General features: G+C 52.3%; 22 protein-coding genes. 13 read left to right on the forward strand and 9 right to left on the reverse strand.

Annotation, left to right across the window (positions count from 1 at the left end; genetic code table 11):
* Positions 1–184 precede the first annotated feature (184 nt).
* Complete coding sequence (dcuC, locus tag ACLJPE_RS08045; RefSeq protein ID WP_000958619.1) at positions 185–1,570, forward strand: anaerobic C4-dicarboxylate transporter DcuC; 1,386 nt, start codon at positions 185–187, stop codon at positions 1,568–1,570.
* 53 nt (positions 1,571–1,623) lie between these two features.
* Here the strand turns inward: dcuC and dpiA are convergent, their stop codons facing one another.
* Both dpiA and dpiB read right to left on the reverse strand, forming a co-directional pair.
* Positions 1,624–2,304 carry a two-component response regulator DpiA gene (gene dpiA, locus ACLJPE_RS08050; protein WP_000138778.1) on the reverse strand — a complete coding sequence of 227 codons (681 nt, stop codon included), beginning with the start codon at positions 2,302–2,304 and terminating at the stop codon, positions 1,624–1,626.
* Complete coding sequence (gene dpiB, locus ACLJPE_RS08055) at positions 2,273–3,934, reverse strand: sensor histidine kinase DpiB (RefSeq protein ID WP_000121807.1); 1,662 nt, start codon at positions 3,932–3,934, stop codon at positions 2,273–2,275. Before dpiB ends, dpiA begins: the two co-directional genes overlap by 32 nt.
* Before the next feature lie 385 nt (positions 3,935–4,319).
* Between dpiB and citC the strand changes: the two genes are divergently transcribed.
* From citC to rnk, 9 genes are all read left to right on the forward strand, one after another.
* Entirely contained in the window at positions 4,320–5,396 is a 1,077-nt protein-coding gene (gene citC / locus ACLJPE_RS08060; protein ID WP_000467874.1) for a [citrate (pro-3S)-lyase] ligase, read from the forward strand.
* On the forward strand, positions 5,393–5,689 hold the full coding sequence (gene citD, locus ACLJPE_RS08065; RefSeq protein WP_000700685.1) for a citrate lyase acyl carrier protein: 297 nt from the start codon (positions 5,393–5,395) through the stop codon (positions 5,687–5,689). The genes citC and citD overlap by 4 nt, the downstream gene beginning before the upstream one ends.
* Positions 5,686–6,594 carry a citrate (pro-3S)-lyase subunit beta gene (citE, locus tag ACLJPE_RS08070; protein ID WP_000622342.1) on the forward strand — a complete coding sequence of 303 codons (909 nt, stop codon included), beginning with the start codon at positions 5,686–5,688 and terminating at the stop codon, positions 6,592–6,594. The genes citD and citE overlap by 4 nt, the downstream gene beginning before the upstream one ends.
* A 9-nt stretch (positions 6,595–6,603) precedes the next feature.
* A complete protein-coding gene (citF, locus tag ACLJPE_RS08075; protein WP_000192323.1) occupies positions 6,604–8,133 on the forward strand; it encodes a citrate lyase subunit alpha in 1,530 nt (509 codons plus the stop codon).
* Between the two features lie 3 nt (positions 8,134–8,136).
* A complete protein-coding gene (gene citX, locus ACLJPE_RS08080; RefSeq protein ID WP_001238278.1) occupies positions 8,137–8,688 on the forward strand; it encodes a citrate lyase holo-[acyl-carrier protein] synthase in 552 nt (183 codons plus the stop codon).
* Positions 8,660–9,556 carry a triphosphoribosyl-dephospho-CoA synthase CitG gene (gene citG, locus ACLJPE_RS08085; RefSeq protein WP_000982653.1) on the forward strand — a complete coding sequence of 299 codons (897 nt, stop codon included), beginning with the start codon at positions 8,660–8,662 and terminating at the stop codon, positions 9,554–9,556. Before citX ends, citG begins: the two co-directional genes overlap by 29 nt.
* A gap of 37 nt (positions 9,557–9,593) precedes the next feature.
* Positions 9,594–11,057 carry a citrate/succinate antiporter CitT gene (gene citT, locus ACLJPE_RS08090; RefSeq protein ID WP_000059039.1) on the forward strand — a complete coding sequence of 488 codons (1,464 nt, stop codon included), beginning with the start codon at positions 9,594–9,596 and terminating at the stop codon, positions 11,055–11,057.
* A 109-nt stretch (positions 11,058–11,166) separates the two neighbouring features.
* Complete coding sequence (gene rna, locus ACLJPE_RS08095) at positions 11,167–11,973, forward strand: ribonuclease I (protein ID WP_001529051.1); 807 nt, start codon at positions 11,167–11,169, stop codon at positions 11,971–11,973.
* A gap of 234 nt (positions 11,974–12,207) precedes the next feature.
* Positions 12,208–12,618, forward strand: a complete 411-nt coding sequence (gene rnk / locus ACLJPE_RS08100; RefSeq protein WP_000089748.1) for a nucleoside diphosphate kinase regulator — start codon at positions 12,208–12,210, stop codon at positions 12,616–12,618.
* An 84-nt stretch (positions 12,619–12,702) separates the two neighbouring features.
* Here rnk and ACLJPE_RS08105 read toward each other — a convergent pair whose 3' ends face one another.
* Positions 12,703–13,941 (reverse strand): zinc-dependent alcohol dehydrogenase, encoded by a 1,239-nt coding sequence (locus tag ACLJPE_RS08105; RefSeq protein WP_000646115.1) that lies wholly within the window; start codon positions 13,939–13,941, stop codon positions 12,703–12,705.
* Positions 13,942–14,162: 221 nt separating this feature from the next.
* Between ACLJPE_RS08105 and uspG the strand changes: the two genes are divergently transcribed.
* Positions 14,163–14,591 carry a universal stress protein UspG gene (gene uspG / locus ACLJPE_RS08110; protein WP_000278499.1) on the forward strand — a complete coding sequence of 143 codons (429 nt, stop codon included), beginning with the start codon at positions 14,163–14,165 and terminating at the stop codon, positions 14,589–14,591.
* Between the two features lie 67 nt (positions 14,592–14,658).
* Here uspG and ACLJPE_RS08115 read toward each other — a convergent pair whose 3' ends face one another.
* The 6 genes from ACLJPE_RS08115 to ahpC all read right to left on the reverse strand — a co-directional run bounded on the left by ACLJPE_RS08115 (position 14,659) and on the right by ahpC (position 21,515).
* Entirely contained in the window at positions 14,659–15,426 is a 768-nt protein-coding gene (locus ACLJPE_RS08115; RefSeq protein WP_023136392.1) for a dimethyl sulfoxide reductase anchor subunit family protein, read from the reverse strand.
* On the reverse strand, positions 15,426–15,983 hold the full coding sequence (locus ACLJPE_RS08120) for a 4Fe-4S dicluster domain-containing protein (RefSeq protein WP_001250387.1): 558 nt from the start codon (positions 15,981–15,983) through the stop codon (positions 15,426–15,428). The genes ACLJPE_RS08115 and ACLJPE_RS08120 overlap by 1 nt, the downstream gene beginning before the upstream one ends.
* On the reverse strand, positions 15,980–18,259 hold the full coding sequence (locus tag ACLJPE_RS08125; protein WP_039512951.1) for a molybdopterin-dependent oxidoreductase: 2,280 nt from the start codon (positions 18,257–18,259) through the stop codon (positions 15,980–15,982). Before ACLJPE_RS08125 ends, ACLJPE_RS08120 begins: the two co-directional genes overlap by 4 nt.
* Entirely contained in the window at positions 18,252–18,812 is a 561-nt protein-coding gene (locus ACLJPE_RS08130; protein ID WP_000377437.1) for a molecular chaperone, read from the reverse strand. Before ACLJPE_RS08130 ends, ACLJPE_RS08125 begins: the two co-directional genes overlap by 8 nt.
* 332 nt (positions 18,813–19,144) lie before the next feature.
* Complete coding sequence (ahpF, locus tag ACLJPE_RS08135; protein WP_000887644.1) at positions 19,145–20,710, reverse strand: alkyl hydroperoxide reductase subunit F; 1,566 nt, start codon at positions 20,708–20,710, stop codon at positions 19,145–19,147.
* A 241-nt stretch (positions 20,711–20,951) separates the two neighbouring features.
* Positions 20,952–21,515, reverse strand: a complete 564-nt coding sequence (ahpC, locus tag ACLJPE_RS08140) for an alkyl hydroperoxide reductase subunit C (RefSeq protein WP_000052802.1) — start codon at positions 21,513–21,515, stop codon at positions 20,952–20,954.
* 440 nt (positions 21,516–21,955) lie between these two features.
* Here ahpC and dsbG point away from each other — a divergent pair, with 440 nt between their 5' ends.
* Together dsbG and citR are read left to right on the forward strand one after the other, a co-directional pair.
* Entirely contained in the window at positions 21,956–22,702 is a 747-nt protein-coding gene (dsbG, locus tag ACLJPE_RS08145; RefSeq protein ID WP_000597125.1) for a thiol:disulfide interchange protein DsbG, read from the forward strand.
* Positions 22,703–23,018: 316 nt separating this feature from the next.
* Positions 23,019–23,924, forward strand: a complete 906-nt coding sequence (citR, locus tag ACLJPE_RS08150) for a DNA-binding transcriptional repressor CitR (protein WP_000002491.1) — start codon at positions 23,019–23,021, stop codon at positions 23,922–23,924.
* Positions 23,925–24,054: the final 130 nt, after the last annotated feature.

Raw genomic sequence — 24,054 nt, forward strand, 5'->3', positions numbered from 1 at the left:
AATAAATTAATACTTATAGCGCTACAGAAAATTCGTATAAGCATATTTCATCTTTAGCGATGACATGAAAAAATAACCGCGCCGTGATTTTAATCAGTAAGGCGCCATCCTTTATTCGGTACATTTTTATACCACTTTTGTGGTTCTTATTTTTACTCTGGGTGTCGATAAGACAGGGGAAACAATGCTAACAGTTATAGAGCTCCTTATCGGAGTCGTCGTTATTGTGGGTGTAGCGCGCTACATCATTAAGGGATATTCCGCCACTGGCGTTTTATTTGTCGGCGGTCTGGTTCTGCTTATTATCAGCGCACTGATGGGGCATAAGGTATTACCTGCCAGCGAAACCAGTACCGGCTATACCGCAACAGATATTGTTGAATACATCAAAATTTTGCTCATGAGTCGCGGCGGCGATCTTGGCATGATGATCATGATGCTATGCGGCTTTGCCGCCTATATGACGCATATCGGCGCGAATGATATGGTCGTGAAGCTGGCGTCGAAACCTTTACAGTACATAAACTCGCCCTACCTGTTGATGATTGCCGCCTATTTTGTCGCCTGCCTGATGTCGCTGGCCGTCTCTTCCGCGACGGGGCTTGGCGTACTGCTCATGGCTACTCTCTTCCCGGTGATGGTCAACGTCGGCATTAGCCGCGGCGCGGCGGCGGCTATTTGCGCCTCTCCGGCCGCCATCATCCTCTCGCCAACGTCTGGCGATGTGGTTTTAGCCGCAAAAGCGGCGGAGATGCCGTTAATCGATTTCGCGTTCAAAACCACGCTGCCGATTTCCATCGCCGCAATTATCGGTATGGCGATTGCGCACTTTTTCTGGCAACGCTATCTGGATAAAAAAGAGAACATTTCACATGAGATGCTGGACGTTGCGGAGATTACCACCACGGCCCCGGCGTTTTATGCCCTTTTGCCGTTCACGCCCATTATCGGCGTACTGATTTTTGACGGTAAATGGGGGCCGCAGTTGCACATTATTACCATTCTGGTGATCTGTATGCTGCTGGCCGCCGTGCTGGAATTCGTGCGCGGTTTCAACACGCAAAATGTGTTTTCCGGCCTGGAAGTGGCTTATCGCGGCATGGCGGATGCGTTTGCCGGCGTCGTGATGCTGCTGGTCGCGGCGGGCGTTTTCGCCCAGGGGCTGAGCACCATTGGCTTTATCCAAAGTCTGATCTCGATTGCCACTTCTTTTGGCTCCGCCAGCATTATTCTGATGCTGGTATTAGTGATTTTAACCATGCTGGCCGCGATGACCACCGGTTCAGGCAATGCGCCTTTTTACGCCTTTGTTGAGATGATCCCTAAACTGGCGCACTCCTCCGGCATCAACCCAGCCTATTTATCCATCCCAATGCTGCAAGCCTCAAACCTGGGGCGCACGATTTCGCCGGTCTCCGGCGTGGTGGTCGCTGTCGCCGGGATGGCTAAAATATCACCGTTTGAAGTGGTGAAGCGCACGTCCGTTCCGGTCATCGTCGGTCTGTTGATCGTCATTATCGCCACGGAAATTATGGTGCCAGGCGCCTCTTCCGCCGTTACTGGCGGCTGATAGCCGGTAAGCCGGGGCGAGGGAAAACATCGCCCCGGCATCTTAAACCAGGCTTAGCCGCCGTGGTAAATACGCTGCGGCCTGCCCACTTTGCCATGAATAATCTCTGCGACAATCAGGTGCTGACTCGCGCAATATTCCAGGTAGCGTCGGGATGTGGTGCGGCTTATTGTTAAGGCCTGCGCGACCGTTTCAGCCGTGTGGCGTACGGTTGGATCGGCAAACAGCTTCATCACCGCATTAAGGGTTAAGGCATCAATACCGGTCGGCAAATCCCCTTTCGGTTCGCCGCGCGCATAGGCGTTGAACATTTCATCTATCTGCTTCTGGCTTGCGCTATCCGCGCTCGCCAGCATACGTCTGCGCTGTTGATAGCGGGTCAGCGTCTGTCCCAAACGTTCATAAGCAATAGGTTTGACCAGATAATCAAACGCGCCGCTACGTACCGCTTCCGCTACCGTCTCCATGTCACTGGCGGCGGTCGTAAACACGACGCCGCCGGGATAGCGCGACTGCATTAATTCATGCAGCAGCGTAATCCCCTTCCCATCCGGCAGATAATTATCCAACAGAATTAATCCAGGTTTGAACCGGTCAATCATCATTCTCGCCTGCGCCAGATTGCCCGCCAGCCATATCTGCTTAAAGCCAGGAATATGGCGGATATATTCTGCGTGCATCTCCGCCAGCAGCGTTTCATCCTCAACGATCAATAGGGTTAATGGTTCTGTCATCGTTTTTTTTCACTTTCGGAAGGAATAAAGAAAATAAGGTGCCACAAGGATCATTGTCTTCCAGCGTAATGACCCCGCCACAGCGCCCCACATAACTTGCAATCAGATATAACCCGATACCATGCTCACCGGGTTCGTCGGTTCGGGTACTTACGCCCTGCTCAAAAATTTTTTCCCGCAGCGCTTCAGGAACGCCGCAGCCCTGGTCGGCGACCTCTATCACCACCTCGTCGCCCTCGTCGCTCAGGAAAAGTTCGATGGTATTGTCGCCTTCCTGTGTACGCAAACTCGCTTCAAACGCGTTATCCAGCAGATTCCCGACGATGGCGGCGAACTCCGTGCTATCCAGCCCCTCCGGCAGTTGATGTAGCTGGCTGCCGGGAACAATCACCATCTTGAGCCCCAGTTCACGCGCGCGCTGAACTTTGCCAAACAGCAAACCGGCCACCTGACGATCGGCGAAGGCGCCGCGTAAACTATCAATAAGTTGCTGCTGCGCCTGCGACTCACCCTGCACCATCTCTCTGACCCGATCATACTCCTTCATTTGCAGCAGGCCGTTCAGAGTCGACATCCAGTTCAGGTGCTCATGGCGTAGCGTGCGCAGGCTCTCAACATACTGTTTAATCTGGGTTAGCTGCGCGTTCAACGTCGCGATTTCATCTTTGCTGCGAAAACTAATAATAGCGCCCAGCAACTCCTCGCCGGAACGGATAGCTTCACGATTGGCGATGACGCTCAGGCCATTGAAGTTGGCCATCACGTCCTGGCGTCTTTCTGCGATCTGGCAGGTAAAAAAGTCTGCCGGATTGACGACTTCCGCTATCAGCTTGCCCAGCCACTGACGCCCCGGCGACGGCAGCCCCAACATTTTTCTCGCATTGCGGTTAATCGCGGTGATATGTCCCTCCGGATCAACGGCGATCAGCCCTTCATAAACCGAGCTAAACAACGCCTCCTGCTGGCGTACCACGCGCGCAATCTGTTTCGGCTCCATGCCCAGCATTTGTCGGCGGATATGCGCGGCGAAAAACCAGGAAAGCAGCATTAATACCAACAGCAACAGGACAAAAACCCCCGCCATCGGTAATAAGAAGTCCAGCCGCCAGGAGTCGATTTTACTGACCAGATAGCCAATTGAAACAACGCCGATCACGTTGCCTTCGTTGTCAAAGATAGGCGTTTTGGCGCGCATCGCCATCCCTATTGAGCCCTTACCGGTAATGAAATAACTTTCTCCTCTTTCCAGCGCGCCGGGTTTCGTAAACTGCATGGGATAGCCGATTTTTTCCGGATTCGGATGGTAAAGCCGGATCGAGTGGCGATCGCCTATCACCACATAGTCAAAATCCGTCCCGCGCTGCAGTTTATTCGCAATTATCGCCAGGCGTTTATAGTCCCGGTTTTTTACGGCGGCGATAATGCTGTCGTTAGAAGCAATAATTTTTGCCTGATTCATCGCCATATCACGAACATGGGACGCCAGATAATCTTCGAAACTGGCAGACAAATATTGTGCTAACGCTGCCACGATGAAAACAGAAACCACCAGAATGAGCAGAAAAATACGTAACGGAAACGCGAGTTGCCGAAAAAAAGGAAACAGCTTTTTATTTTTCTGATAGGACATTAAGGTTCCTTATGGGTATTTCTCTGCAGATTTATCGCAAATGTAATAAAAATGTTTTGAGCATCTTGAAGCCTATAAAAACCAATCGTTACAGATTCCCCACATTAAATCAATTAAACAACTAAAACCCATCGCCGGAATGGCGATTAAATTAATTAAAAAACTTAAAACCATAAAACACTTAAAAACCATCTAACGCTTTGTGAAATAAATCAAAATTTACCACCAAAATACTCCTTACGATGTATACGTCAGTGAGAAAAAATAAATAACTCGTCATAAAAATACTCCTACTCTGACTGAAAAGAAAAAGTTATCAAGTTGCAACACAGCGCAACATATACAGAAAAGTGGCAACAAGCATATCACCAGGATATTTCTTACTATGTTTGGCAATAATGTATTTACTCGGGTAAAACGCTCTGAAAATAAAAAAATGGCGGAGATCGCTCACTTTCTCAAAGAGAATGATTTAAGCGTCGATACCACTGTAGAGGTGTTTATTACCGTCAGCCGTGATGACCGTCTTATTGCCTGCGGCGGTATTGCCGGAAATATCATTAAATGCGTGGCCATTAGCGAATCAGTACGCGGCGAAGGCTTAGCGTTAACGCTAGCGACGGAATTGATTAATCTCGCCTGGGAACGGCACTGCACCCATCTTTTTATTTATACCAAAACGGAATACGAAGCGCTGTTTAAACAGTGCAGCTTTTCGACGATAGCCAGCGTCCCCGGCGTGATGGTCTTAATGGAAAATAGCGCGACCCGGTTGAAACGGTATGCGGAATCGCTGGCGACATTACGTCACGAGGGAAAGAAAATTGGCTGTATTGTGATGAACGCCAATCCTTTCACAAACGGCCATCGCTATCTGATCCAACAGGCGGCTGCGCAGTGCGACTGGCTGCATCTGTTCCTGGTCAAAGAAGATACGTCACGCTTTCCCTATGAAGACCGACTCGATCTGGTTCTTAAAGGGACCACCGATATCCCGCGCTTAACCGTTCACCGCGGCTCCGAATACATTATTTCTCGGGCGACGTTCCCCTGCTATTTCATTAAAGAGCAGAGCGTTATTAATCACTGTTATACCGAAATCGACCTGAAGATTTTCCGCCAGTATCTGGCGCCCGCGCTTGGCATCACACACCGCTTTGTCGGTACGGAACCATTTTGTACCGTTACCGCCCAGTATAACCTTGATATGCGTTTCTGGCTGGAGACGCCAACGCTTCCCGCCCCACCCATTACGCTGGTGGAAATAGAGCGGCTTTGCTTCCAGGAGACGCCGATATCCGCCTCCTGGGTACGCAAGCTGCTGGTTAAACACGATCTCACGGCTATCGCGCCGCTGGTTCCCGACGCCACCCTGCGCTATTTGCAGGGCATGGTCGAACGCCATCCGGGCAGCGCGGCAGCCCGTCAAAAGTCCCCCGTATTAGCAACAGGTGAAAAATGAAAATAAACCAGCTAGCCGTCGCAGGCACGCTTGAGTCCGGCGATGTGATGATACGCATTGCGCCGCTCGATACGCAGGATATTGACCTGCAAATCAGCAGTAGCGTTGAAAAACAGTTTGGCGAGGCCATTCGCGCCACCATCCTGGAGGTGCTTTCTCGCTACGACGTGCGCGGCGTACAACTGAACGTCGATGATAAAGGCGCTCTGGACTGCATTTTGCGCGCCCGACTGGAAACGCTACTGGCGCGCGCCAGCGGTATTGCCGCTCTGCCCTGGGAGGATCGCCAATGATTTCCGCCTCTCTGCAACAACGTAAAACCCGCACCCGCCGCAGTATGTTATTCGTACCGGGCGCCAACGCGGCGATGGTGAGCAATTCGTTTATCTATCCGGCCGACGCGCTGATGTTTGACCTGGAAGACTCCGTTGCATTACGCGAAAAAGACGCGGCGCGCCGTCTGGTATATCACGCGCTGCAACATCCGCTTTACCGTGACGTCGAAACCATCGTCCGCGTGAATGCGCTGGACTCCGAATGGGGCGTCAACGATCTGGAAGCGGTCGTGCGCGGCGGCGCGGACGTGGTGCGTTTACCGAAAACCGACACCGCGCAGGACGTCATTGATATCGAAAACGAAATTCTGCGCATTGAAAACGCCTGCGGTCGCGAACCGGGCAGTACCGGCCTGTTAGCCGCCGTGGAATCGCCGCTGGGTATTACCCGCGCGGTAGAAATCGCCCACGCCTCTGAACGGTTGATCGGGATTGCGCTGGGCGCGGAAGACTATGTTCGCAACCTGCGCACCGAACGCTCTCCGGAAGGCACCGAACTGCTGTTCGCCCGCTGCGCCATTTTGCAGGCTGCGCGTTCCGCCGGCATTCAGGCCTTCGATACCGTCTATTCCGACGCCAACAACGAAGCCGGTTTCCTGCAAGAAGCCGCCCACATTAAACAGTTGGGCTTTGACGGTAAGTCACTGATCAACCCCCGCCAGATAGAGCTGCTGCACAACCTTTATGCGCCGACGCGTAAAGAGGTCGCCCATGCGCGTCTGGTCGTTGAAGCCGCAGAAGCCGCCGCCCGCGAAGGTCTTGGCGTCGTTTCCCTTAACGGCAAGATGGTCGACAGTCCGGTGATTGAACGCGCCCGTCTGGTGCTCTCCCGTGCAGAACTTTCCGGTATTCGCGAAGAATAAGGCAAAAAAATGACGCAGAAAAATGAATCTCAACGCCAGGATCGCGTAGCCGCCTGGAGCCGTCACGCTGAAAGCGAACTGAGCGCTTACCAAAGTGCGGCAAAATTGGATCTACAAGCGCAAAAACCGCGCGACCACAAACTGTGCGCCAGCCTGGAAGAGGCCATCCGCCGTTCCGGTTTACGCGACGGCATGACGCTCTCTTTTCACCACGCGTTTCGCGGCGGCGATCTAACGATTAACCTGGTGATGGAAACCATCGCGAAGATGGGCTTCAAAAACCTGACCCTGGCCTCCAGTTCGCTAAGCGACTGCCATGCGCCGCTGGTTGAACACATTCGTAACGGGGTGGTCAGTCGCATCTATACGTCAGGCTTGCGCGGCCCGCTGGCGGAAGAAATTTCTCGCGGCCTGCTGGCTGAGCCGGTTCAGATTCACTCCCACGGCGGTCGTGTACATCTGGTACAAAGCGGCGAACTCAATATTGATGTTGCGTTTCTTGGCGTGCCCTCCTGCGATGAATTCGGTAATGCTAACGGTTATACCGGCAAGGCCTGCTGCGGTTCACTGGGCTACGCGATGGTGGATGCCGACAGCGCGAAACAGGTCGTAATGCTGACGGAGCAACTGCTGCCGTATCCGCATAACCCGGCAAGCATCGCTCAGGATCAGGTTGATCTGATCGTGCAAATCGAAGAAGTCGGTGATGCAAACAAAATCGGCGCTGGCGCGACCCGCATGACCACTAATCCGCGTGAACTGCTGATCGCCCGCAGCGCGGCGGAAGTCATTGCTCACTCCGGCTACTTCAACGAAGGTTTCTCCCTACAAACCGGCACCGGCGGCGCATCGCTGGCGGTCACCCGCTTCCTGGAAGACAAAATGCGTAGCCGCAACATTGTGGCTAATTTCGCGCTGGGCGGTATCACCGCCACCATGGTCGACCTGCATGAAAAGGGCTTAATCCGCAAACTGCTTGACGTGCAGAGCTTCGATCGTAACGCTGCGCAATCTTTGGCCCGCAACCCGAACCATATCGAAATCAGCGCTAACCAGTACGCCAACTGGGGCTCTAAAGGCGCTTCCGTCGACCGTCTGGACGTGGTGGTACTGAGCGCGCTGGAAGTTGACACCCACTTTAATGTTAACGTGCTGACCGGCTCCGACGGCGTTCTACGCGGCGCGTCCGGCGGTCACTGCGATACCGCCGTCGCGGCGGCGCTGTCCATCATCGTCGCGCCGCTGGTGCGCGGTCGCATCCCAACGCTGGTTGATAACGTCACCACCTGCGTCACACCAGGCTCCAGCGTTGACATTCTGGTCACCGATCACGGTATCGCCGTCAATCCGGCGCGTCCGGAGCTGGCTGAACGCCTGAAAGCAGCGGGAATGAAAGTGGTATCGATTGAGTGGCTGCGCGAACGCGCGCAACTGCTTACCGGTCAGCCCCGCCCTATCGAATTCACTGACCGCGTGATTGCTGTCGTGCGTTATCGCGACGGTTCAGTGATCGATGTGGTGCATCAGGTGAAGGAATAAGCCATGCGCCTGCTTCCGGAACTCGCCACCTGTCACGACGTTTCTATTCCTGAGCTGCTCGCCAGCCGGGATGAGAGACAAGCAAGACAGCGCGCCTGGCTAACGCGCCACGCTACTCCGCTGGTCTCCTTTACCGTGGTGGCGCCAGGCCCGATGAAAGACAGCGCGTTAACCCGCCGGATCTTTAATCACGGCGTGACTGCCCTGCACACGCTGGCAGAAGAGTATGGCTGGACCATCCGGGAGCAGGCTGCACTGGCTTCCGCCAGCGGGCCGGAAGGGCTGCTGGCGATTGACGCGCCCGCTCAGGCGCTCAAACAGGCGACCATCGCGCTTGAACAGCGTTATCCACTGGGGCGCCTGTGGGATATCGATGTCCTGACGGCGGAAGGCGAAATACTCTCCCGCCGCCATTTCGCGCTTCCCGCTCGCCGCTGTCTGCTGTGCGGGCAAAGCGCGGCTGAATGCGCGCGGGGTAAAACCCACGCGCTGACTGATTTACTGATTCATATGGAGGCGCTGCTGCATGATGCCGATTCCCGCCAACCCGACTAACGCCTCCATTCAGCCTCAGTCGCTGTACGACGCCTGGGCCGATTTGGCCTGGCGCGCCATGCTGACCGAGGTAAATTTATCGCCAAAACCCGGTCTGGTAGACCGACTAAACTGCGGCGCGCACAAAGATATGGCGCTGGCGGATTTTCACCGCAGCGCGGAGGCGATTCGACACTGGCTGCCGCGCTTTATGGAATATGGCGCCAGCTGCACGCGCCTGCCGCCAGAGTCGGTTCTGGCGGGCCTGCGTCCATTGGGGATGGCCTGTGAAGCAGCGATGTTTCGCGCAACGGCGGGCGTCAATACCCATAAAGGCAGCATTTTCTCGCTGGGGTTACTGTGCGCCGCCATTGGCCGCCTGTATCAGCTACGCCAGCCGATCGCCGCAGAAACACTCTGCGCTACCGCCGCCGATTTTTGCCGCGGCCTGACAACGCGCGAACTGCGCCAGAACAACCTACAGCTTACCGCAGGTCAGCGGCTGTATCAGCAACTGGGATTAACCGGCGCGCGCGGTGAAGCGGAAGCGGGCTATCCGCTGGTCATCCGCCACGCGTTGCCGCACTACCGCGCATTGCTGGCGCAGGGGCGCGATCCGGAACTGGCGCTGCTTGATACCTTACTGCTGCTGATGTCGCTTAACGGCGATACCAACGTCGCGTCGCGCGGCGGGGCGGACGGTCTGCGCTGGTTACAGCAGCAGGCAGCGTTCTTATTACAGCAGGGCGGCATACGGACGCCTGACGATCTCGTTTATCTCCACCGGTTCGATCAGCAATGCATTGAACGCAATCTCAGCCCAGGCGGTAGCGCCGATCTGCTGATCGTGACCTGGTTTTTAGCGCAAATTTCGCAAGTTAATCATTAACACAATTATAGAAAATATCCTTTCCGGAGAGTCATTTATGTCTTTATCCAAAGATAATATATGGAAGTTGTTGGCCCCATTAGTGGTGATGGGCGTCATGTTGCTAATTCCTGTTCCAGATGGTATGCCGCCACAGGCCTGGCACTATTTTGCGGTTTTTGTCGCGATGATTGTCGGTATGATCCTGGAGCCGATCCCGGCAACAGCGATCAGTTTTATCGCCGTAACCATTTGCGTTATCGGCAGCAATTACCTGCTATTTGACGCTTCGGAACTGGCCGATCCGGCGTTTAACGCCAGTAAACAGGCACTGAAATGGGGGCTTGCCGGTTTCTCCAGCACCACGGTCTGGCTGGTTTTCGGCGCGTTTATTTTCGCGCTGGGCTACGAAGTGACCGGGCTGGGGCGCCGCATTGCGCTGTTTTTGGTAAAATTCATGGGTAAACGCACGCTGACGCTCGGCTATGCGATTGTCATTATCGATATTTTGCTGGCGCCGTTTACTCCCTCCAATACGGCTCGTACCGGCGGTACTGTCTTCCCGGTCATCAAGAACCTGCCGCCGCTGTTTAAATCGTTTCCAAACGATCCTTCCGCACGCCGCATCGGCGGTTATTTGATGTGGATGATGGTGATCAGTACCAGCCTGAGCTCTTCGATGTTTGTCACTGGCGCGGCGCCAAACGTGTTAGGTCTGGAGTTCGTCAGCAAGATCGCCGGCGTCCAGATTAGCTGGCTGCAGTGGTTTCTCAGCTTTCTGCCGGTAGGGATTATTTTACTGATCGTTGCGCCGTGGCTCTCCTATGTGCTTTATAAACCTGAAGTGACCCACAGTGCGGAAGTCGCGGCCTGGGCTGGCGGAGAGTTAAAAAACATGGGGCGTCTGTCCCGCAAAGAGTGGACGCTGATTGGCCTGGTGCTGCTTAGCTTAGGATTGTGGGTTTTTGGTGGAAAAATCATCAACGCCACTGCCGTGGGTCTGCTGGCCGTCTCGCTGATGCTGGCGCTGCATGTTGTGCCGTGGAAAGACATTACGCGCTACAACAGCGCCTGGAACACCCTGGTGAACCTCGCTACGCTGGTGGTCATGGCCAATGGCTTAACCCGCTCCGGCTTTATTGACTGGTTCGCCAATACCATGAGTACGCATCTGGAAGGTTTCTCGCCGGATGCAACCGTCATTGTACTGGTACTGGTGTTCTATTTCGCGCACTACCTGTTCGCCAGCCTTTCCGCTCACACCGCGACCATGCTGCCGGTCATTCTGGCGGTGGGTAAAGGCATTCCGGGCGTTCCGATGGAACAACTTTGTATTCTGCTGGTGCTGTCTATCGGTATCATGGGCTGTCTGACGCCGTATGCCACCGGCCCTGGTGTGATTATCTACGGCTGCGGTTACGTGAAATCCAAAGACTACTGGCGGCTTGGCGCAATCTTTGGCGTTATCTATATCGCAATGCTGTTGCTGGTGGGCTGGCCGATTCTGGCAATGTGGAATTAAACATTACGCCAACGTAGGTTAAAAATGATGCCGTTCAGGTTCACCTGAGCGGCATTTTTTATGATTAAATGGGTAACATTCATAATGTGTATAAATTATCGAATTCACCATGAACACAATATGGCATTACAGCCCGCTGCTGGCTGCCCTCTTAACCCCGATTTTTGCCGCCAACGCCGACGAACTTCAGGCGCAACAGTACGGTGATTTCACTGACTATGTGCTGGCACTTTCCTGGCAAACCGGTTTTTGTCAAAGCCAGCATGAACGCCGCCATCGGGAGCCCGATGAGTGCCGTCTGCAAAAAGAGCCAGCCAACAAAGCAGACTTTCTGACCGTCCACGGCCTGTGGCCTGGATTACCCAAATCTATCGCCGCACGCGGCGTTGACCAGAGACGCTGGCAGCGCTTTGGTTGTGCGACGCGGCCAATCCCGAATCTGCCTGAAGTCAAGGCCAGCCGGAAATGCTCCGCCCCCGCCCCCGGACTTTCGCCTGACATCGCGGCAGCGCTTAAGGAAGTGATGCCCGGCGCGGGGGGGAATTCCTGTCTGGAGCGCTACGAATATGCCAAACATGGCGCCTGTTTCGGGTTTGATCCCAATGCCTATTTCGGCACCATGATACGGCTGGATAAGGCGATAAAAGACAGCGCGCTGGGGCAGTTTCTGGCGGATAATTACGGCAAGACCGTTAGCCGCGCTGAGTTTGATAGCGTCGTCGCACAAATGTGGGGCCAGGATAATGTCAAAGCCGTTAAAGTAAACTGCCATGGCAATCCCGCCTATTTAACAGAGATTCAGTTTTCACTAAAGGCGTCGATGATTAACGCCCCGCTCTCCTCTGCCTCATTTCAGCCGCAGCCGCATCCCGGCAACTGCGGGAAACAGTTTATTATCGATAAAGCCGGTTATTGACGAAGCAGAGGTTTAAAACCGTAGCCACATTTGAGAACACGCCCGAATGTAGACTAAAATTCACTCAAGGCTATGACGTTTGAGGATTTACCCGAATGTGAACTAAATCACTTCAAAGACGGGGGAAGTCTCAGTATCATCATGAGAGTTAAACCCTCGCCGCCAGACGGTGAGGGTTTTCTTTTGGGACCATTTACCTGCACTACTCGCAGTATCGATGACATGGAGTAAGAAATGTCCAGACCCACTATTATCATTAACGACCTTGACGCCGAACGTATTGATCGTCTTCTGGAACAGCCTGCGTATGCGGATCTGCCGATTGCCGACGCGCTCAACGCCGAACTGGATCGCGCGCAAATGTGTTCGCCACAAGAGATGCCGAACGATGTCGTCACCATGAACAGCCGCGTTAAATTCCGCAATTTGAGCGATGGTGAAACACGCGTGCGGACGCTGGTGTACCCCGCCAATATGACGGACAGCAGTACCCAGCTTTCGGTAATGGCGCCCGTCGGCGCGGCGTTGCTGGGACTGCGCGTCGGCGACACTATTCACTGGGAACTGCCGGGCGGCGCCTCCACCCATCTCGAAGTGCTGGAACTCGAATATCAGCCTGAAGCCGCGGGCGACTTCCTGCGTTAAACCCCATCTGCATAAGCGTTAATGCGTTTACACAGAGGATGCCTACGCATCCTCTTTCCGTTAGCCCTTTCATTTCTGCCTGTTTCAGACAACGCCGCCTGGCATCGGGTTGATTACTCCCGTCGCCTGTTTCTGCGCCGCTTGTGCCGACGTCGCTCCCGGCACCAGGATAACCTTTCGGCACTCTTCTTCGCGTTTTTCGAAAATTTCGTAGCCGCGCGCCGCCTCTTCAAACGGCATATAGTGCGTGACAATCTCCTCCGGCTTCAGCAACCCTTTTTCAATAAGCGGTAATAACTCCCCCAGCCACGCGTGAACATGGGTTTGACCCATTTTAAAAGTTAGCCCCTTATCAAAGGCGTCGCCGAATAAAAAGCCGTGAATAAAACCGGCATACACGCCGGGTACGCTGACCACGCCGCCGCGTCTGACCGCCGCGATACATTGTCGCAGCGCTTTGCCGCTACTGCCTTCCAGTTTAAGGTTCGTCAGCACCGTCTCCGTCAAACTGCCTTTCGCTTCAAAGCCTACGGCATCAATTACCGCGTCCACGCCGCGGTGTCCTGCCGTCTGCTCGATGATTTTTTCCGCCGGATCGTTCTCATCATCGAAGTTGATCGGTATCGCGCCATAACGTTCTTCGGCGAAACGCAAGCGCCAGGCGTGGTGATCAACGACGAAGATCTGCTCCGCGCCCAGCAGGCGCGCACAGGCGATAGTCAGTAATCCTACCGGCCCTGCGCCAAAAACCGCCACGCTGGAACCTTGCTGAATCTGGGCATTTTTTGCCGCCTGCCAGGCGGTAGGCAAAATATCAGAAAGAAACAGCGCCTTATCGTCAGATAACAGCGGCGGCACCTTAAATGGACCGACATTACCTTTTGGCACGCGAACATATTCGGCCTGTCCGCCGGGAACGCCGCCATACAGATGGCTATACCCAAACAGCGCCGCCGGTGGCGGGATCTGTTTTTTATTCATCGCCGCGCCGTGTCCGTCGTTAGTGTTTTCACACGCTGAATATTGCTGTAGCCGACAGAAAAAGCAGTCACCACAGGCAATGACAAACGGGATAACAACCCGATCCCCTTTTCGAATATTCTTCACATCATGTCCGGTTTCCACCACCTCGCCCATAAATTCATGGCCGAAAATATCGCCATGTTTTACCTGTGGGATCTTGCCGCGATAGAGATGCAAATCAGATCCGCAAATCGCGGTGGCGGTAACACGCAAAATGATATCGTCAGGCTGCTCAATGCCGGGATCGGGTACGTTTTCAACCTTTACGTGATGTGGACCGTGATACGTCAATGCTTTCATGCAGCCTCCGGGGTAACGGTGAATGTTGCGTTCGACTATAAAAGGGTAGCTATCCCGGAGAGACTGCCGGCAAAACAGGCGGCTTTAGGATTTTTCCTGGAAAATACACGATTTTTTAGCGCCAGGTTGCCGTAATATTTAAAATTGCCAGACAAATAGCAGAAAGAAACATTATTATATGCTTGAATAAATTCAGTATTGATTAACAGGGAGTAACGGGTATGTATAAGACAATCATTATGCCGGTTGATGTTTTTGAAATGGAACTTAGCGATAAAGCTATTCGCCACGCTGAGTTTCTGGCGCAACAGGATGGCGTCATTCATCTGTTGCATGTACTGCCTGGGTCCGCGAGCATGAGTCTGCACCGCTTTGCCGCCGACGTGCGTCGCTTTGAAGAACATTTACAGCATGAGGCGGAAACGCGTCTGCAAACGATGGTGGGACACTTCAGTATCGATCCTTCACGAATTAAAACACATGTTCGCTTTGGTAGCGTGCGCGATGTCGTCAATGAGATGGGCGAAGAACTGGATGCGGATGTCGTGGTAATCGGTTCGCGTAATCCGTCCATCACGACACACCTGTTGGGGTCTAACGCCTCAAGCGTGGTGCGCCATGCGACGCTGCCGGTATTGGTTGTGCGTTAACTCTGGTGGCTAAAAACTGACACGCCCTGCCAGGTCGCGCCTGGCAGGGCTTTTTACTGCATCATCGTTAGTACAAATGCCCGATATTCACAATAGTACTCACCGTGTCGCCAAAAAAGGCCAGCCGACTCAGAAATACGCCGACGAATAACAAGACGAACAGGAGTTTCGGGCGCGAATCACCGTGACGGCTGACGACAAAAGCGAGCGCAAGGCAAACCAGGCTTGCCAGATAAAACGGTGAAGCCAGCCATGAATGCGCCGTCATCTGCATGACCGTTCCCCCGCTTAACCACACCAGCGGCGCCGCGATAAGTACCGCGATACACACCACAATTCCCTGGCGTAACGCAGGAACGGCAGGCCTGAGTTTTAACAGCGGAATCGCCGCGCAACCCATGACCCATACCGTAATAAAAAATAACAGCATGGTAAATCCATTAGCGATAGCCACCATCGCTGGCGCGGCGTAGGTCATCCCCTGCACCGCCACCAGTAACACGCCGAACACGGAGGCGATAAGAGTCATCGCTTTATGTCCCTTTGCCAGGAACGTTACGCCGACCGCTGCGCCAAACAACGTAGCACCAAGAATTTCCCGACTTAACCAGGCATGTCGCAGGTTAATCAGCGCATTATAAGCGCGATCGGGATGCGCCAGATGCAGAATCGCGGCAATAGACGCCAGTGCCAGCACCAGCCCAGTGACCAACCAATAGAAACGCTGGCCTTCCACTTCACCACGCAGCGTACGCCATGTCAGTACCAAAGCCATCCCGACAGACATCTGGCTTAATACCGTAAAAAACACCAGCGGCAGTTCATATTTTTCCATTACTTGTCCTCCGGCTGCTTAGGCTGGCGCGCCAGAATAAAGCGCGTTCCTGGATTGAGCTGTGGCATATGCGGGAACCCTGGCGGATACTGCACCGCATTATCGGGCACAGGATCGACATCCAAATCGATAATCGACAAGGCGCCCACCGGACAGGCGTTCACGCACGCCGGATTCATACCGATATCAAGACGCTCGTAGCACATACTGCATTTTTCCGCTTTACGCGTCTCTTCATTAAAACGCGGCGCGCCATAAGGACAGTTACGAATACAGTTTTTACAGCCGATGCAGCGCTCAGGGTTATGCACCACCACGCCATCTTCACGTTTGGTATAGGCTTCGACCGGACAGGCGGCGACGCAGGCCGGATGTTCGCAGTGGTTACAGGCCAGCGAGTAAAACGCCCGCTCTTCATGTGGATAGATGTCTTTATCCAACGGATAAACGTAGCGCCAGAAGCGATCCGGCTCCAGTTGGTTAAAGCTTTTACACGCCATAGCACAGCCGCGGCAGCCGATGCACTTATCGCTATTCACTAAAAACGCACGTCTCATGCTACGGACTCCCCTTTACCGATCAATACAACGTCAGCAAACTGACTGTGGATAGCGGCGCCCGGCGCGCCAGTTTTCATCAGCCCCATATCAGCAGGCGTATCAGCCACGACGTTTTGCACGTTGTACTGCCGTTTCGGGAACCAGGCTTCATACATCACCAGAAAATCTTCCGGCACGTTGGTGGTGACTTTTGCCCGCAGCTCAACTTCACCGGTGCCATTGAAAACTTTGACCAGATCGTTCTCGCTGATGCCTTTTTTCTGTGCGGAAGAAGGATGGATATAAACGAACGGTTCCGGGTAGAACACCTGCATCCAGTCCAGGTTGATAAACTGCGAGTGCAGGCCAAACTGCACGTGCGGCGTAAACAGATGGAACGGCAGTTTGCTCTCGGCTTCCGGTTTGTATTCCGGCAGCGCGGTGTGGCCGTTTTTCTCCGCCAGTTCAGATTTAAATTCATACTTGCCTGACGGCGTTTTGAACTTGCGGTCATACCAGGCGGCAGAGCTTGGCAGGATCGCTTTTTTCGGCCCGTCCAGCAGATCGTCCCAGGAAGAGATGCCGAACATTTTCGCCATACCGTCGTTGAACTCCTGATCCAGCCAGCGCTTGTGATCGAACTCTTGCGGGAAGGTACAGGAACCCGGCGCCATCTTATTAATGGTGCGCGACAGCATGGTAGCGATTTCGAGATCGCATTTTGCTTCATACATCGGCTTAATCGCCGGCTGATTAATGGAAAGCCAGTAGTGCCAGTAAGAAGCATCCACGTTCCACTCTTCAAACGCGGTGGTAACGGGCAGCACGATATCAGCGTGTTGCACCGTTTCGTTGAAGAACTGATCGGCGCAGACCACCATTTCCAGTTTTTCAAACGCTTTCTTCATCTTGCTGCGATCGAAATCCTGGGCAAACGGGTTTTTACAGGCGACCCACAGCATACGAACCGGCGGATCGTTGGCCTCCAGAATCCCCTGCGCCGTCTGGTTAATATTCAGAGAGCGATCGGAGTACTGCACGGCGTCGCTGCCAGCGGCAGCCCAGAATTCACTGGTGGTGCCCGCCGCTCCCGGTATGCCAATAGCGCCCACCGGCGGCTTCTGCAGCATGGCGTTATAGTTAAAGCCCCAGGTATGCAGATGGCCATAACGCGCGCCGCCGCCTTCGACACCGATGTTGCCGGACATAGCGACAAAGGCATCGATAGCGCGAACGTTGGCGCCGCCGTTGACATGACGCTGCATCCCGTAACCAATCCAGACCGTGGCCGGCTTAACCGCCGTAAACTCTTCTGCCAGCTGGCGAATGACATCCGCAGACAGGCCGCAGATTTCTGCCGCCCATTCCACGGTGACGTTATTGCGCAGATAGGCTTCAAATTCCGGATAGCCATGAGCATCGTTGTTGACAAAATCCTGATCCACCAGGCCTTTATCCACCAGATGACGCGCCATCCCCAGCGCCAGCGCGCCGTCTGAGCCAGGCCGTACGCGCAGGTAGAGATCGGCTTTGGCGGCAGTTTGCGACAGCAGCGGGTCGATAACCACGACCTTCGCCCCTTTCTCGCGCGCCTGATAGATGTACTTCATGCTGTGCATTGAGCACCAGGCCGGGTTGGCGCCCCAGATAATGATGTATTTCGCTTTCACCATATCTTCCGGGTCGTTACACCACATGTCGCCCATGTCGTAGTTTTGCGCGTCGATACCGGCAGGCCAGCACGGCGTACCGGCAAAACGGGTGGTATAGCCAAGCGAGGACATCATCCCTTCAACGGCATAGTTCAGCACGCCAAACTTACCGGAATATTTGGTCAGCGCCAGACCGAGCATAGAACCGTCTTTTTTCTTAATCTCCAGCATCCTGGCGGCAATGCGCTGCATCGCCTCTTCCCATGAGATGCGACGCCAGTTGCCGCTACCGCGAACGTCCTGCGCCATGGGATATTTAATACGATCGGGGCTATAAACCCGGCGCGGATAGCTTAACCCTTTGACGCAAGGGGTACCGTGAGTAAATGTTGATTCCGGCGCGCCTTCCACGAAAGTAATGACCCCGTCCTTTACCCATGTCTTGAGGCTACAGGTGTCATAGCAGTTACGCGGACACGCGTTACGATAAATTTTGTACGTTTTAGGGTTAAAGGGAACAGGCGGCTGCGCAAGCGCGCATCGGGAGGTCAGTAATCCTCCGGGTAAAGCCGCAACGGCGCCCAGTGCCACTATCCCCTTTAAAAAAGAACGTCTGTTCAGATGTCCTGTCTCATTACTCATATTGATACTCTCGTTTTAATTCATCAAGCCAATAAAATAAGATGTCCGCCACCGTATATAACGTGGTCGTTTGCGCATGAGTTTTTATTTTTTCGATATATAATGGCACCCACTTTGTTAAATAGTTATTGATATATTGAGTGAGAGTAGTTCGGTATTGTGACGTTTGCCGGATATTAGCCAGTAATAGTGTGGTCAATTCCAGCACGCAGGAAATATGATCGTCAGGGATATTGCTCTCCTGATTAACCGATAATCCCAACGCTGCCATAAAATCCCGTATCTCCAGCGTCGCCTTTCCCATCACCAGCGCATCGTCCTCCAGATACACTGAAGCGAAAGGCGCAGCCAGCAGCTTGCCAGGACCAACGAATAGCGCATTAAAGTCATACTCCGCCTCCAGCCACGCCCGATCGGTAAGGTTTACCGCAGCAGTGGGATTTAATCTCACGTAGGCAGATTTCAGTGAACGACTATCATGAGAATTAAAAAAATCACGCAATGTAAGCCCTGTTTTTTCTAATTCCGTCAGTGATTCATAGATTGAATCCATGAATAAATAACCTCACATACAAATGCAATATAAATCAAGAAAAAAGAATGGGCATGTTAACGGAAGCGCTTAATCTTTCTTTGATAAAAAAACAGAAAAATTCCCGTTAAATCCGTAGAAGAGGTTTTTATTGTTTCAAAGTTTAAAAACAGAAGACCGTTGAAATAAAAAACCGTCTGTTATTAACAGACGGTTTCAGAGTATTGATAATGAAGAATGTGTTTTAGCTGGCGGCGTGCCCCAGGCATAAACAGCGCAGGCCCGAATAGCTTACACTATCGGGCCATTTACGATGGCCAGTTAACTGACCTTGCAGGTGTGCTTACTTCTTTTTATGCGATTTTGGTGCGAATCAGATAATCAAAGGCGCTCAACGAGGCTTTCGCCCCTTCGCCTGTGGCGATGATAATCTGTTTGTAAGGAACGGTGGTACAATCGCCTGCGGCGAAGACGCCCTTAACACTGGTTTCACATTTGGCGTCAATAATGATCTCGCCCATGCGGTTACGCTCAAGCGCGCCTTCCAGCCAGTGGGTATTCGGCAACAGACCAATCTGCACAAAAATCCCTGCCAGCGCGACGCTATGAATATCGCCGCTGACACGGTCACGATACTCCAGCCCCACCACTTTCGAACCGTCGCCCTTCACTTCTGTCGTTTGCGCATTCAAAATGATATCGACATTTTTCAGGCTACGCACTTTGTCCTGTAGCACCTGATCCGCCTTCATCTCCGGCGCGAACTCCAGCAACGTAACGTGTTCTACAATACCTGCCAGATCGATAGCCGCCTCAACGCCGGAGTTGCCGCCGCCGATGACCGCCACACGCTTCCCTTTAAATAGCGGACCGTCGCAGTGCGGACAATAGGTGACGCCTTTGGTGCGATACTGATCCTCGCCCGGCACATTCATATTGCGCCATTTCGCGCCGGTGGCGATGATGATACTGCGCGCTTTCAAGACTGCGCCGGACGCCGTTTCAATCTGATGCAGGCCACCTTCTGTCGCGGCCGGAACCAGTTTACTTGCGCTCTGGCTGTCGATAACGTCAACGTCGTAATCGCTAACATGCGCTTTCAGCGCGCCCGCCAGTTTCTGACCTTCGGTTTTCGGCACCGAGATATAGTTTTCGATATCCACGGTATCCAGCACCTGACCGCCGAAGCGCTCGCCCATCAGACCGGTACGGATACCTTTGCGCGCCGAGTAGACCGCCGCCGCCGCGCCCGCCGGGCCGGAGCCGACAATCAGCACGTCATACGCATCGCGTTTGTTCAGCGCTTCCGCCGCACGTTTTTCTGCGCCAGTATCCACTTTAGCGACAATCTCGGTCAGAGTCATACGTCCCTGGCCGAACTCTTTACCGTTGACAAACACCGCCGGAACGCCCATCACGTTACGTTCGGTAATTTCGTTCTGGAAGGTGCCGCCATCAATTGCCGTATGTTTAATACGCGGGTTCAGCACCGCCATCAGGTTCAGCGCCTGCACGACATCCGGGCAGTTATGGCAGGAGAGTGAATAATAAGTTTCGAATTCAAAATCGCCATCAATATCGCGAATCTGCTCCAGCAGCGACTGCGCTTCTTTTGACGGATGACCGCCGGTCCACAGCAGCGCCAAAACCAGCGAGGTAAATTCGTGGCCCAGCGGAGAACCGGCAAAGCGCGGCCCCTGCTGAGAACCTGGATTCGTAATCAGGAAAGACGGCTTGCGCACCGGCAGAGTATTGTCTTCTTTAAATGTGACTTTGTCGGACAGCTCGGCGATTTCAGCCAGCAGTTCCTTGATTTCCGCCGATTTAGCGCTGTCATCCAGCGTGGCAATCAGCTCAACAGGTTTGGTCAGTTTCTCAAGGTAAGCCCTGAGCTGGGTTTTCATATTTGTGTCGAGCATTCTTCTTCCCTCTCTGAAAACATCATCATGCAAGCCGACTTCGCGGGACTGCATTAATACAACTTGCGTCATGGTGCTGAAATGAAATGGGCGCGGGTGCGCCCATGACTGAAACAATTTCCAAAGTATTTCACGTCAGAGTAAGGCGGCTAGCCTGAGAATCCCCGGGAGCTTACTGAAGTAAGTGACCGGGGTGAGCAGGCGACGCCAACGCAGCTATGGCGTGAAAGACGACGGAAATTTAAATTTTACCGACCAGGTCTAAAGATGGAGCCAGAGTCGCTTCACCTTCTTTCCATTTCGCCGGGCATACTTCGCCTGGGTGAGCGGCAACATACTGTGCTGCTTTAATTTTACGCAGCAGGTCAGACGCGTCACGGCCGATACCTTCAGCGGTAACTTCGATCGCCTGGATGATACCCTGCGGGTCAACAACAAAGGTCGCACGGTCTGCCAGACCTTCATCTTCACGCATGTTGTCGAAGTTACGGGTCAGGGCGCCAGTCGGGTCGCCGATCATCGCATATTTGATTTTTGCGATAGTTTCAGAGCTGCTGTGCCATGCTTTGTGCGTGAAGTGAGTATCGGTTGAGACGGAATAAACGTCTACGCCCAGCTTCTGCAGTTCTTCGTAATGGTCGGCAACGTCACCCAGTTCAGTCGGGCAAACAAAGGTAAAATCGGCCGGGTAGAAGAAGAAGACGCTCCAGCGGCCTTCGGTATCTTTCTCGGTGACTTCAATGAACTCACCGTTTTTGAACGCCTGGTTTTTGAAAGGTTTGATTTTGGTGTTAATTAAGGACATCTATACTTCCTCCGTGTTTTCGTTGAGGAGTAAGTTAACGAAATTTTGCTGATTCGGCTAATGCGTTTCCATTATCAAATCAATAAGCGTTAACTAACAACCCGATTCGGGCGACATTGTGAACACTGCGCCCTGTCAGCCATCTAAAGTAAAAAGGCCGCCTGACAGGCGGCCCCATTACCTGAACTACCCGCAGGTAACTTCAGAGCCAGTACGACTCGTCTTGCAAATTACAGGCGTATTGTCTGCAATTCGAAATCCATAGCGTATATGCTGGCTAAGTGTTGCGCTCTACATTACCTTAACAAAGGCTGTAACAGCGAAAAGGATTACATCACCCCAGCACAGAAAGGGCAATCCTGCCACGCCAGCTCTTACCTATGTCTGCGATAGGCATCATCATTAATACTCTTTTCGCTTTGATCTTAAAAGGAAAAAATATGATTAAACGTACATTGCTGCTTGCTATGCTGCCCATTCTCGCCCACGCGGAAGAACTGCCTGCGCCGGTTAAAGCCATTGAAAAACAGGGCATAACAATCCTGAAATCCTTCGAGGCGCCGGGGGGCATGAAGGGCTATCTCGGAAAGTATCAGGATATGGGCGTCACGATTTACCTGACGCCGGACGGCAAACACGCGATTTCCGGCTATATGTATAATGAAAAAGGTGAAAATCTTAGCAACGCCCTGATAGAAAAAGAGATCTATGCGCCGGCCGGACGAGAAATGTGGCAGAAAATGGAAAAGGCGTCATGGATACTCGACGGTAAAAAAGACGCGCCGGTGGTGCTGTATGTCTTCGCCGACCCTTTCTGCCCCTATTGTAAGCAGTTTTGGCAGCAAGCTCGCCCGTGGGTCGAATCCGGCAAGGTACAATTACGTACGTTACTGGTCGGCGTGATTAAACCGGAAAGCCCGGCCACAGCCGCAGCGATTTTAGCCGCGAAAGACCCGGCGAAAACATGGCATGACTATGAAGCCTCCGCAGGAAAGATGAAGCTGGAGGTTCCGGCGTCCATCCCCCCGGCGCAGATGAAAGTCATTAATCAGAATCAGCAGTTAATGGACGATCTTGGCGCTAACGCGACGCCAGCAATTTATTACATGAATAAAGATAAGACGTTGCAACAGGTTGTGGGTTTACCGGAAAAAGCGCAACTGGACGCCATGATGGGGCAGCCTTAACGCAGAAATTAGCAAGGCAGAAGCTTAACCGTACCACGCCCGATAGCGCTGCGTTTGTCGGGCCAACCTCCTCCTGGCATTAACGCGACGCCAGACCAGCATATCATCCGGCACAGCTTTTTTAGACTAACGGCGTGATTATAAAAGTGTAAGTTATGTTCGTCTTTACTGTGATTATTTACTCGCTAAAATATTCATAACTGTGGTATTTTAGTTTAAATAAAATCTACATTAAGTTTAATAAACATAATTCTGGTAAATTATTGAGATTAAGTCATAATCATGGAAGATACCATGATTATGCCTGGAAGATACTATGGCTAACCTTTACGACCTTAAAAAATTCGATCTTAACTTGTTGGTTATATTTGAATGTATTTATCAACATTTAAGCATTAGCAAAGCGGCAGAAACTCTCTATATTACACCTTCTGCCGTAAGCCAGTCATTGCAACGCCTGCGCACGCAATTCAATGACCCTTTATTTATTCGTTCAGGTAAAGGAATTACGCCTACCGTAACAGGCATTAATTTACATTATCATTTAGAAAATAACCTTAACAGCCTGGAACAAACTATTAATATAATGAATCAGTCCAGTCTGAAGAAAAAGTTTATTATCTATAGCCCACAGCTGTTGATCACCCAATATGTGATGAAATTAGTTGAATATATTCGCAAAGATTCACAGGTTGAAATTGAACATCACGACATTTTGACCACTGACGAACAGCCTGAAGATCTTCTTGCCTACCGCAAAGCAGATATTGTGGTTTCAATGGCCCCGCTCAATAATCGTTCTATTGTTTGTACTCACTTTAATAAGGTGGAATGTATCCTGGCTTGCAGTGAAAACCATCCCCGGCTAGGTGAAACCGCAACTATCGACGAAATTCTACAAGAGTCATTTACGCAATTCGTCGCCCGGAAAAACGATATAAAAGATCATCATTCAGTTATCCATGATATGCTGGGGGAAAGAATAATTGGTTTCAGAAGCAAATCGCTGATAACCATCGCCAACGCCATCAGCGCCACGGAGCTTATTGGTTTTTTACCACAATCACTTGTTGACTATTACTCATCCACTATCAAACTTAAAAAAGTCTCCATACCTTTTACCATTGCTCCTGTACAACTCTATCTTATGTATAATAGAGCTTCGATGAATAATAGCGGATTTACTGAGCTCATTGAGTACATTACAAAAAAGCATGAATAAAAAGGTCAGGTAACGGGCATTAACATAAATTCAATCTATATATTTATAGAATGCATTTATTTAGTAAATATAATAAAGCATTGCAAGTTCATCTAATCTGCTTATCCTTTATGTTAATTATTTCGAATAT

Source organism: Salmonella sp. SAL04196 (assembly GCF_046550835.1).
GTDB lineage: Bacteria > Pseudomonadota > Gammaproteobacteria > Enterobacterales > Enterobacteriaceae > Salmonella > Salmonella enterica.

Excerpts from the sequence above, each read along its gene's own strand:
- citR (WP_000002491.1), top strand. The coding sequence starts at position 23,019 with ATGGCTAACCTTTACGACCTTAAAAAATTCGATCTTAACTTGTTGGTT.
- ACLJPE_RS08125 (WP_039512951.1), bottom strand. The coding sequence starts at position 18,259 with ATGAGTAATGAGACAGGACATCTGAACAGACGTTCTTTTTTAAAGGGG.
- dpiB (WP_000121807.1), bottom strand. The coding sequence starts at position 3,934 with ATGTCCTATCAGAAAAATAAAAAGCTGTTTCCTTTTTTTCGGCAACTC.
- rnk (WP_000089748.1), top strand. The coding sequence starts at position 12,208 with ATGTCCAGACCCACTATTATCATTAACGACCTTGACGCCGAACGTATT.
- citF (WP_000192323.1), top strand. The coding sequence starts at position 6,604 with ATGACGCAGAAAAATGAATCTCAACGCCAGGATCGCGTAGCCGCCTGG.
- dpiA (WP_000138778.1), bottom strand. The coding sequence starts at position 2,304 with ATGACAGAACCATTAACCCTATTGATCGTTGAGGATGAAACGCTGCTG.
- citE (WP_000622342.1), top strand. The coding sequence starts at position 5,686 with ATGATTTCCGCCTCTCTGCAACAACGTAAAACCCGCACCCGCCGCAGT.
- citT (WP_000059039.1), top strand. The coding sequence starts at position 9,594 with ATGTCTTTATCCAAAGATAATATATGGAAGTTGTTGGCCCCATTAGTG.
- citC (WP_000467874.1), top strand. The coding sequence starts at position 4,320 with ATGTTTGGCAATAATGTATTTACTCGGGTAAAACGCTCTGAAAATAAA.
- dcuC (WP_000958619.1), top strand. The coding sequence starts at position 185 with ATGCTAACAGTTATAGAGCTCCTTATCGGAGTCGTCGTTATTGTGGGT.
- dsbG (WP_000597125.1), top strand. The coding sequence starts at position 21,956 with ATGATTAAACGTACATTGCTGCTTGCTATGCTGCCCATTCTCGCCCAC.
- ahpC (WP_000052802.1), bottom strand. The coding sequence starts at position 21,515 with ATGTCCTTAATTAACACCAAAATCAAACCTTTCAAAAACCAGGCGTTC.
- ACLJPE_RS08105 (WP_000646115.1), bottom strand. The coding sequence starts at position 13,941 with ATGAAAGCATTGACGTATCACGGTCCACATCACGTAAAGGTTGAAAAC.
- uspG (WP_000278499.1), top strand. The coding sequence starts at position 14,163 with ATGTATAAGACAATCATTATGCCGGTTGATGTTTTTGAAATGGAACTT.
- ahpF (WP_000887644.1), bottom strand. The coding sequence starts at position 20,710 with ATGCTCGACACAAATATGAAAACCCAGCTCAGGGCTTACCTTGAGAAA.
- rna (WP_001529051.1), top strand. The coding sequence starts at position 11,167 with ATGAACACAATATGGCATTACAGCCCGCTGCTGGCTGCCCTCTTAACC.
- citD (WP_000700685.1), top strand. The coding sequence starts at position 5,393 with ATGAAAATAAACCAGCTAGCCGTCGCAGGCACGCTTGAGTCCGGCGAT.
- ACLJPE_RS08130 (WP_000377437.1), bottom strand. The coding sequence starts at position 18,812 with ATGGATTCAATCTATGAATCACTGACGGAATTAGAAAAAACAGGGCTT.
- citG (WP_000982653.1), top strand. The coding sequence starts at position 8,660 with ATGATGCCGATTCCCGCCAACCCGACTAACGCCTCCATTCAGCCTCAG.
- ACLJPE_RS08120 (WP_001250387.1), bottom strand. The coding sequence starts at position 15,983 with ATGAGACGTGCGTTTTTAGTGAATAGCGATAAGTGCATCGGCTGCCGC.
- ACLJPE_RS08115 (WP_023136392.1), bottom strand. The coding sequence starts at position 15,426 with ATGGAAAAATATGAACTGCCGCTGGTGTTTTTTACGGTATTAAGCCAG.
- citX (WP_001238278.1), top strand. The coding sequence starts at position 8,137 with ATGCGCCTGCTTCCGGAACTCGCCACCTGTCACGACGTTTCTATTCCT.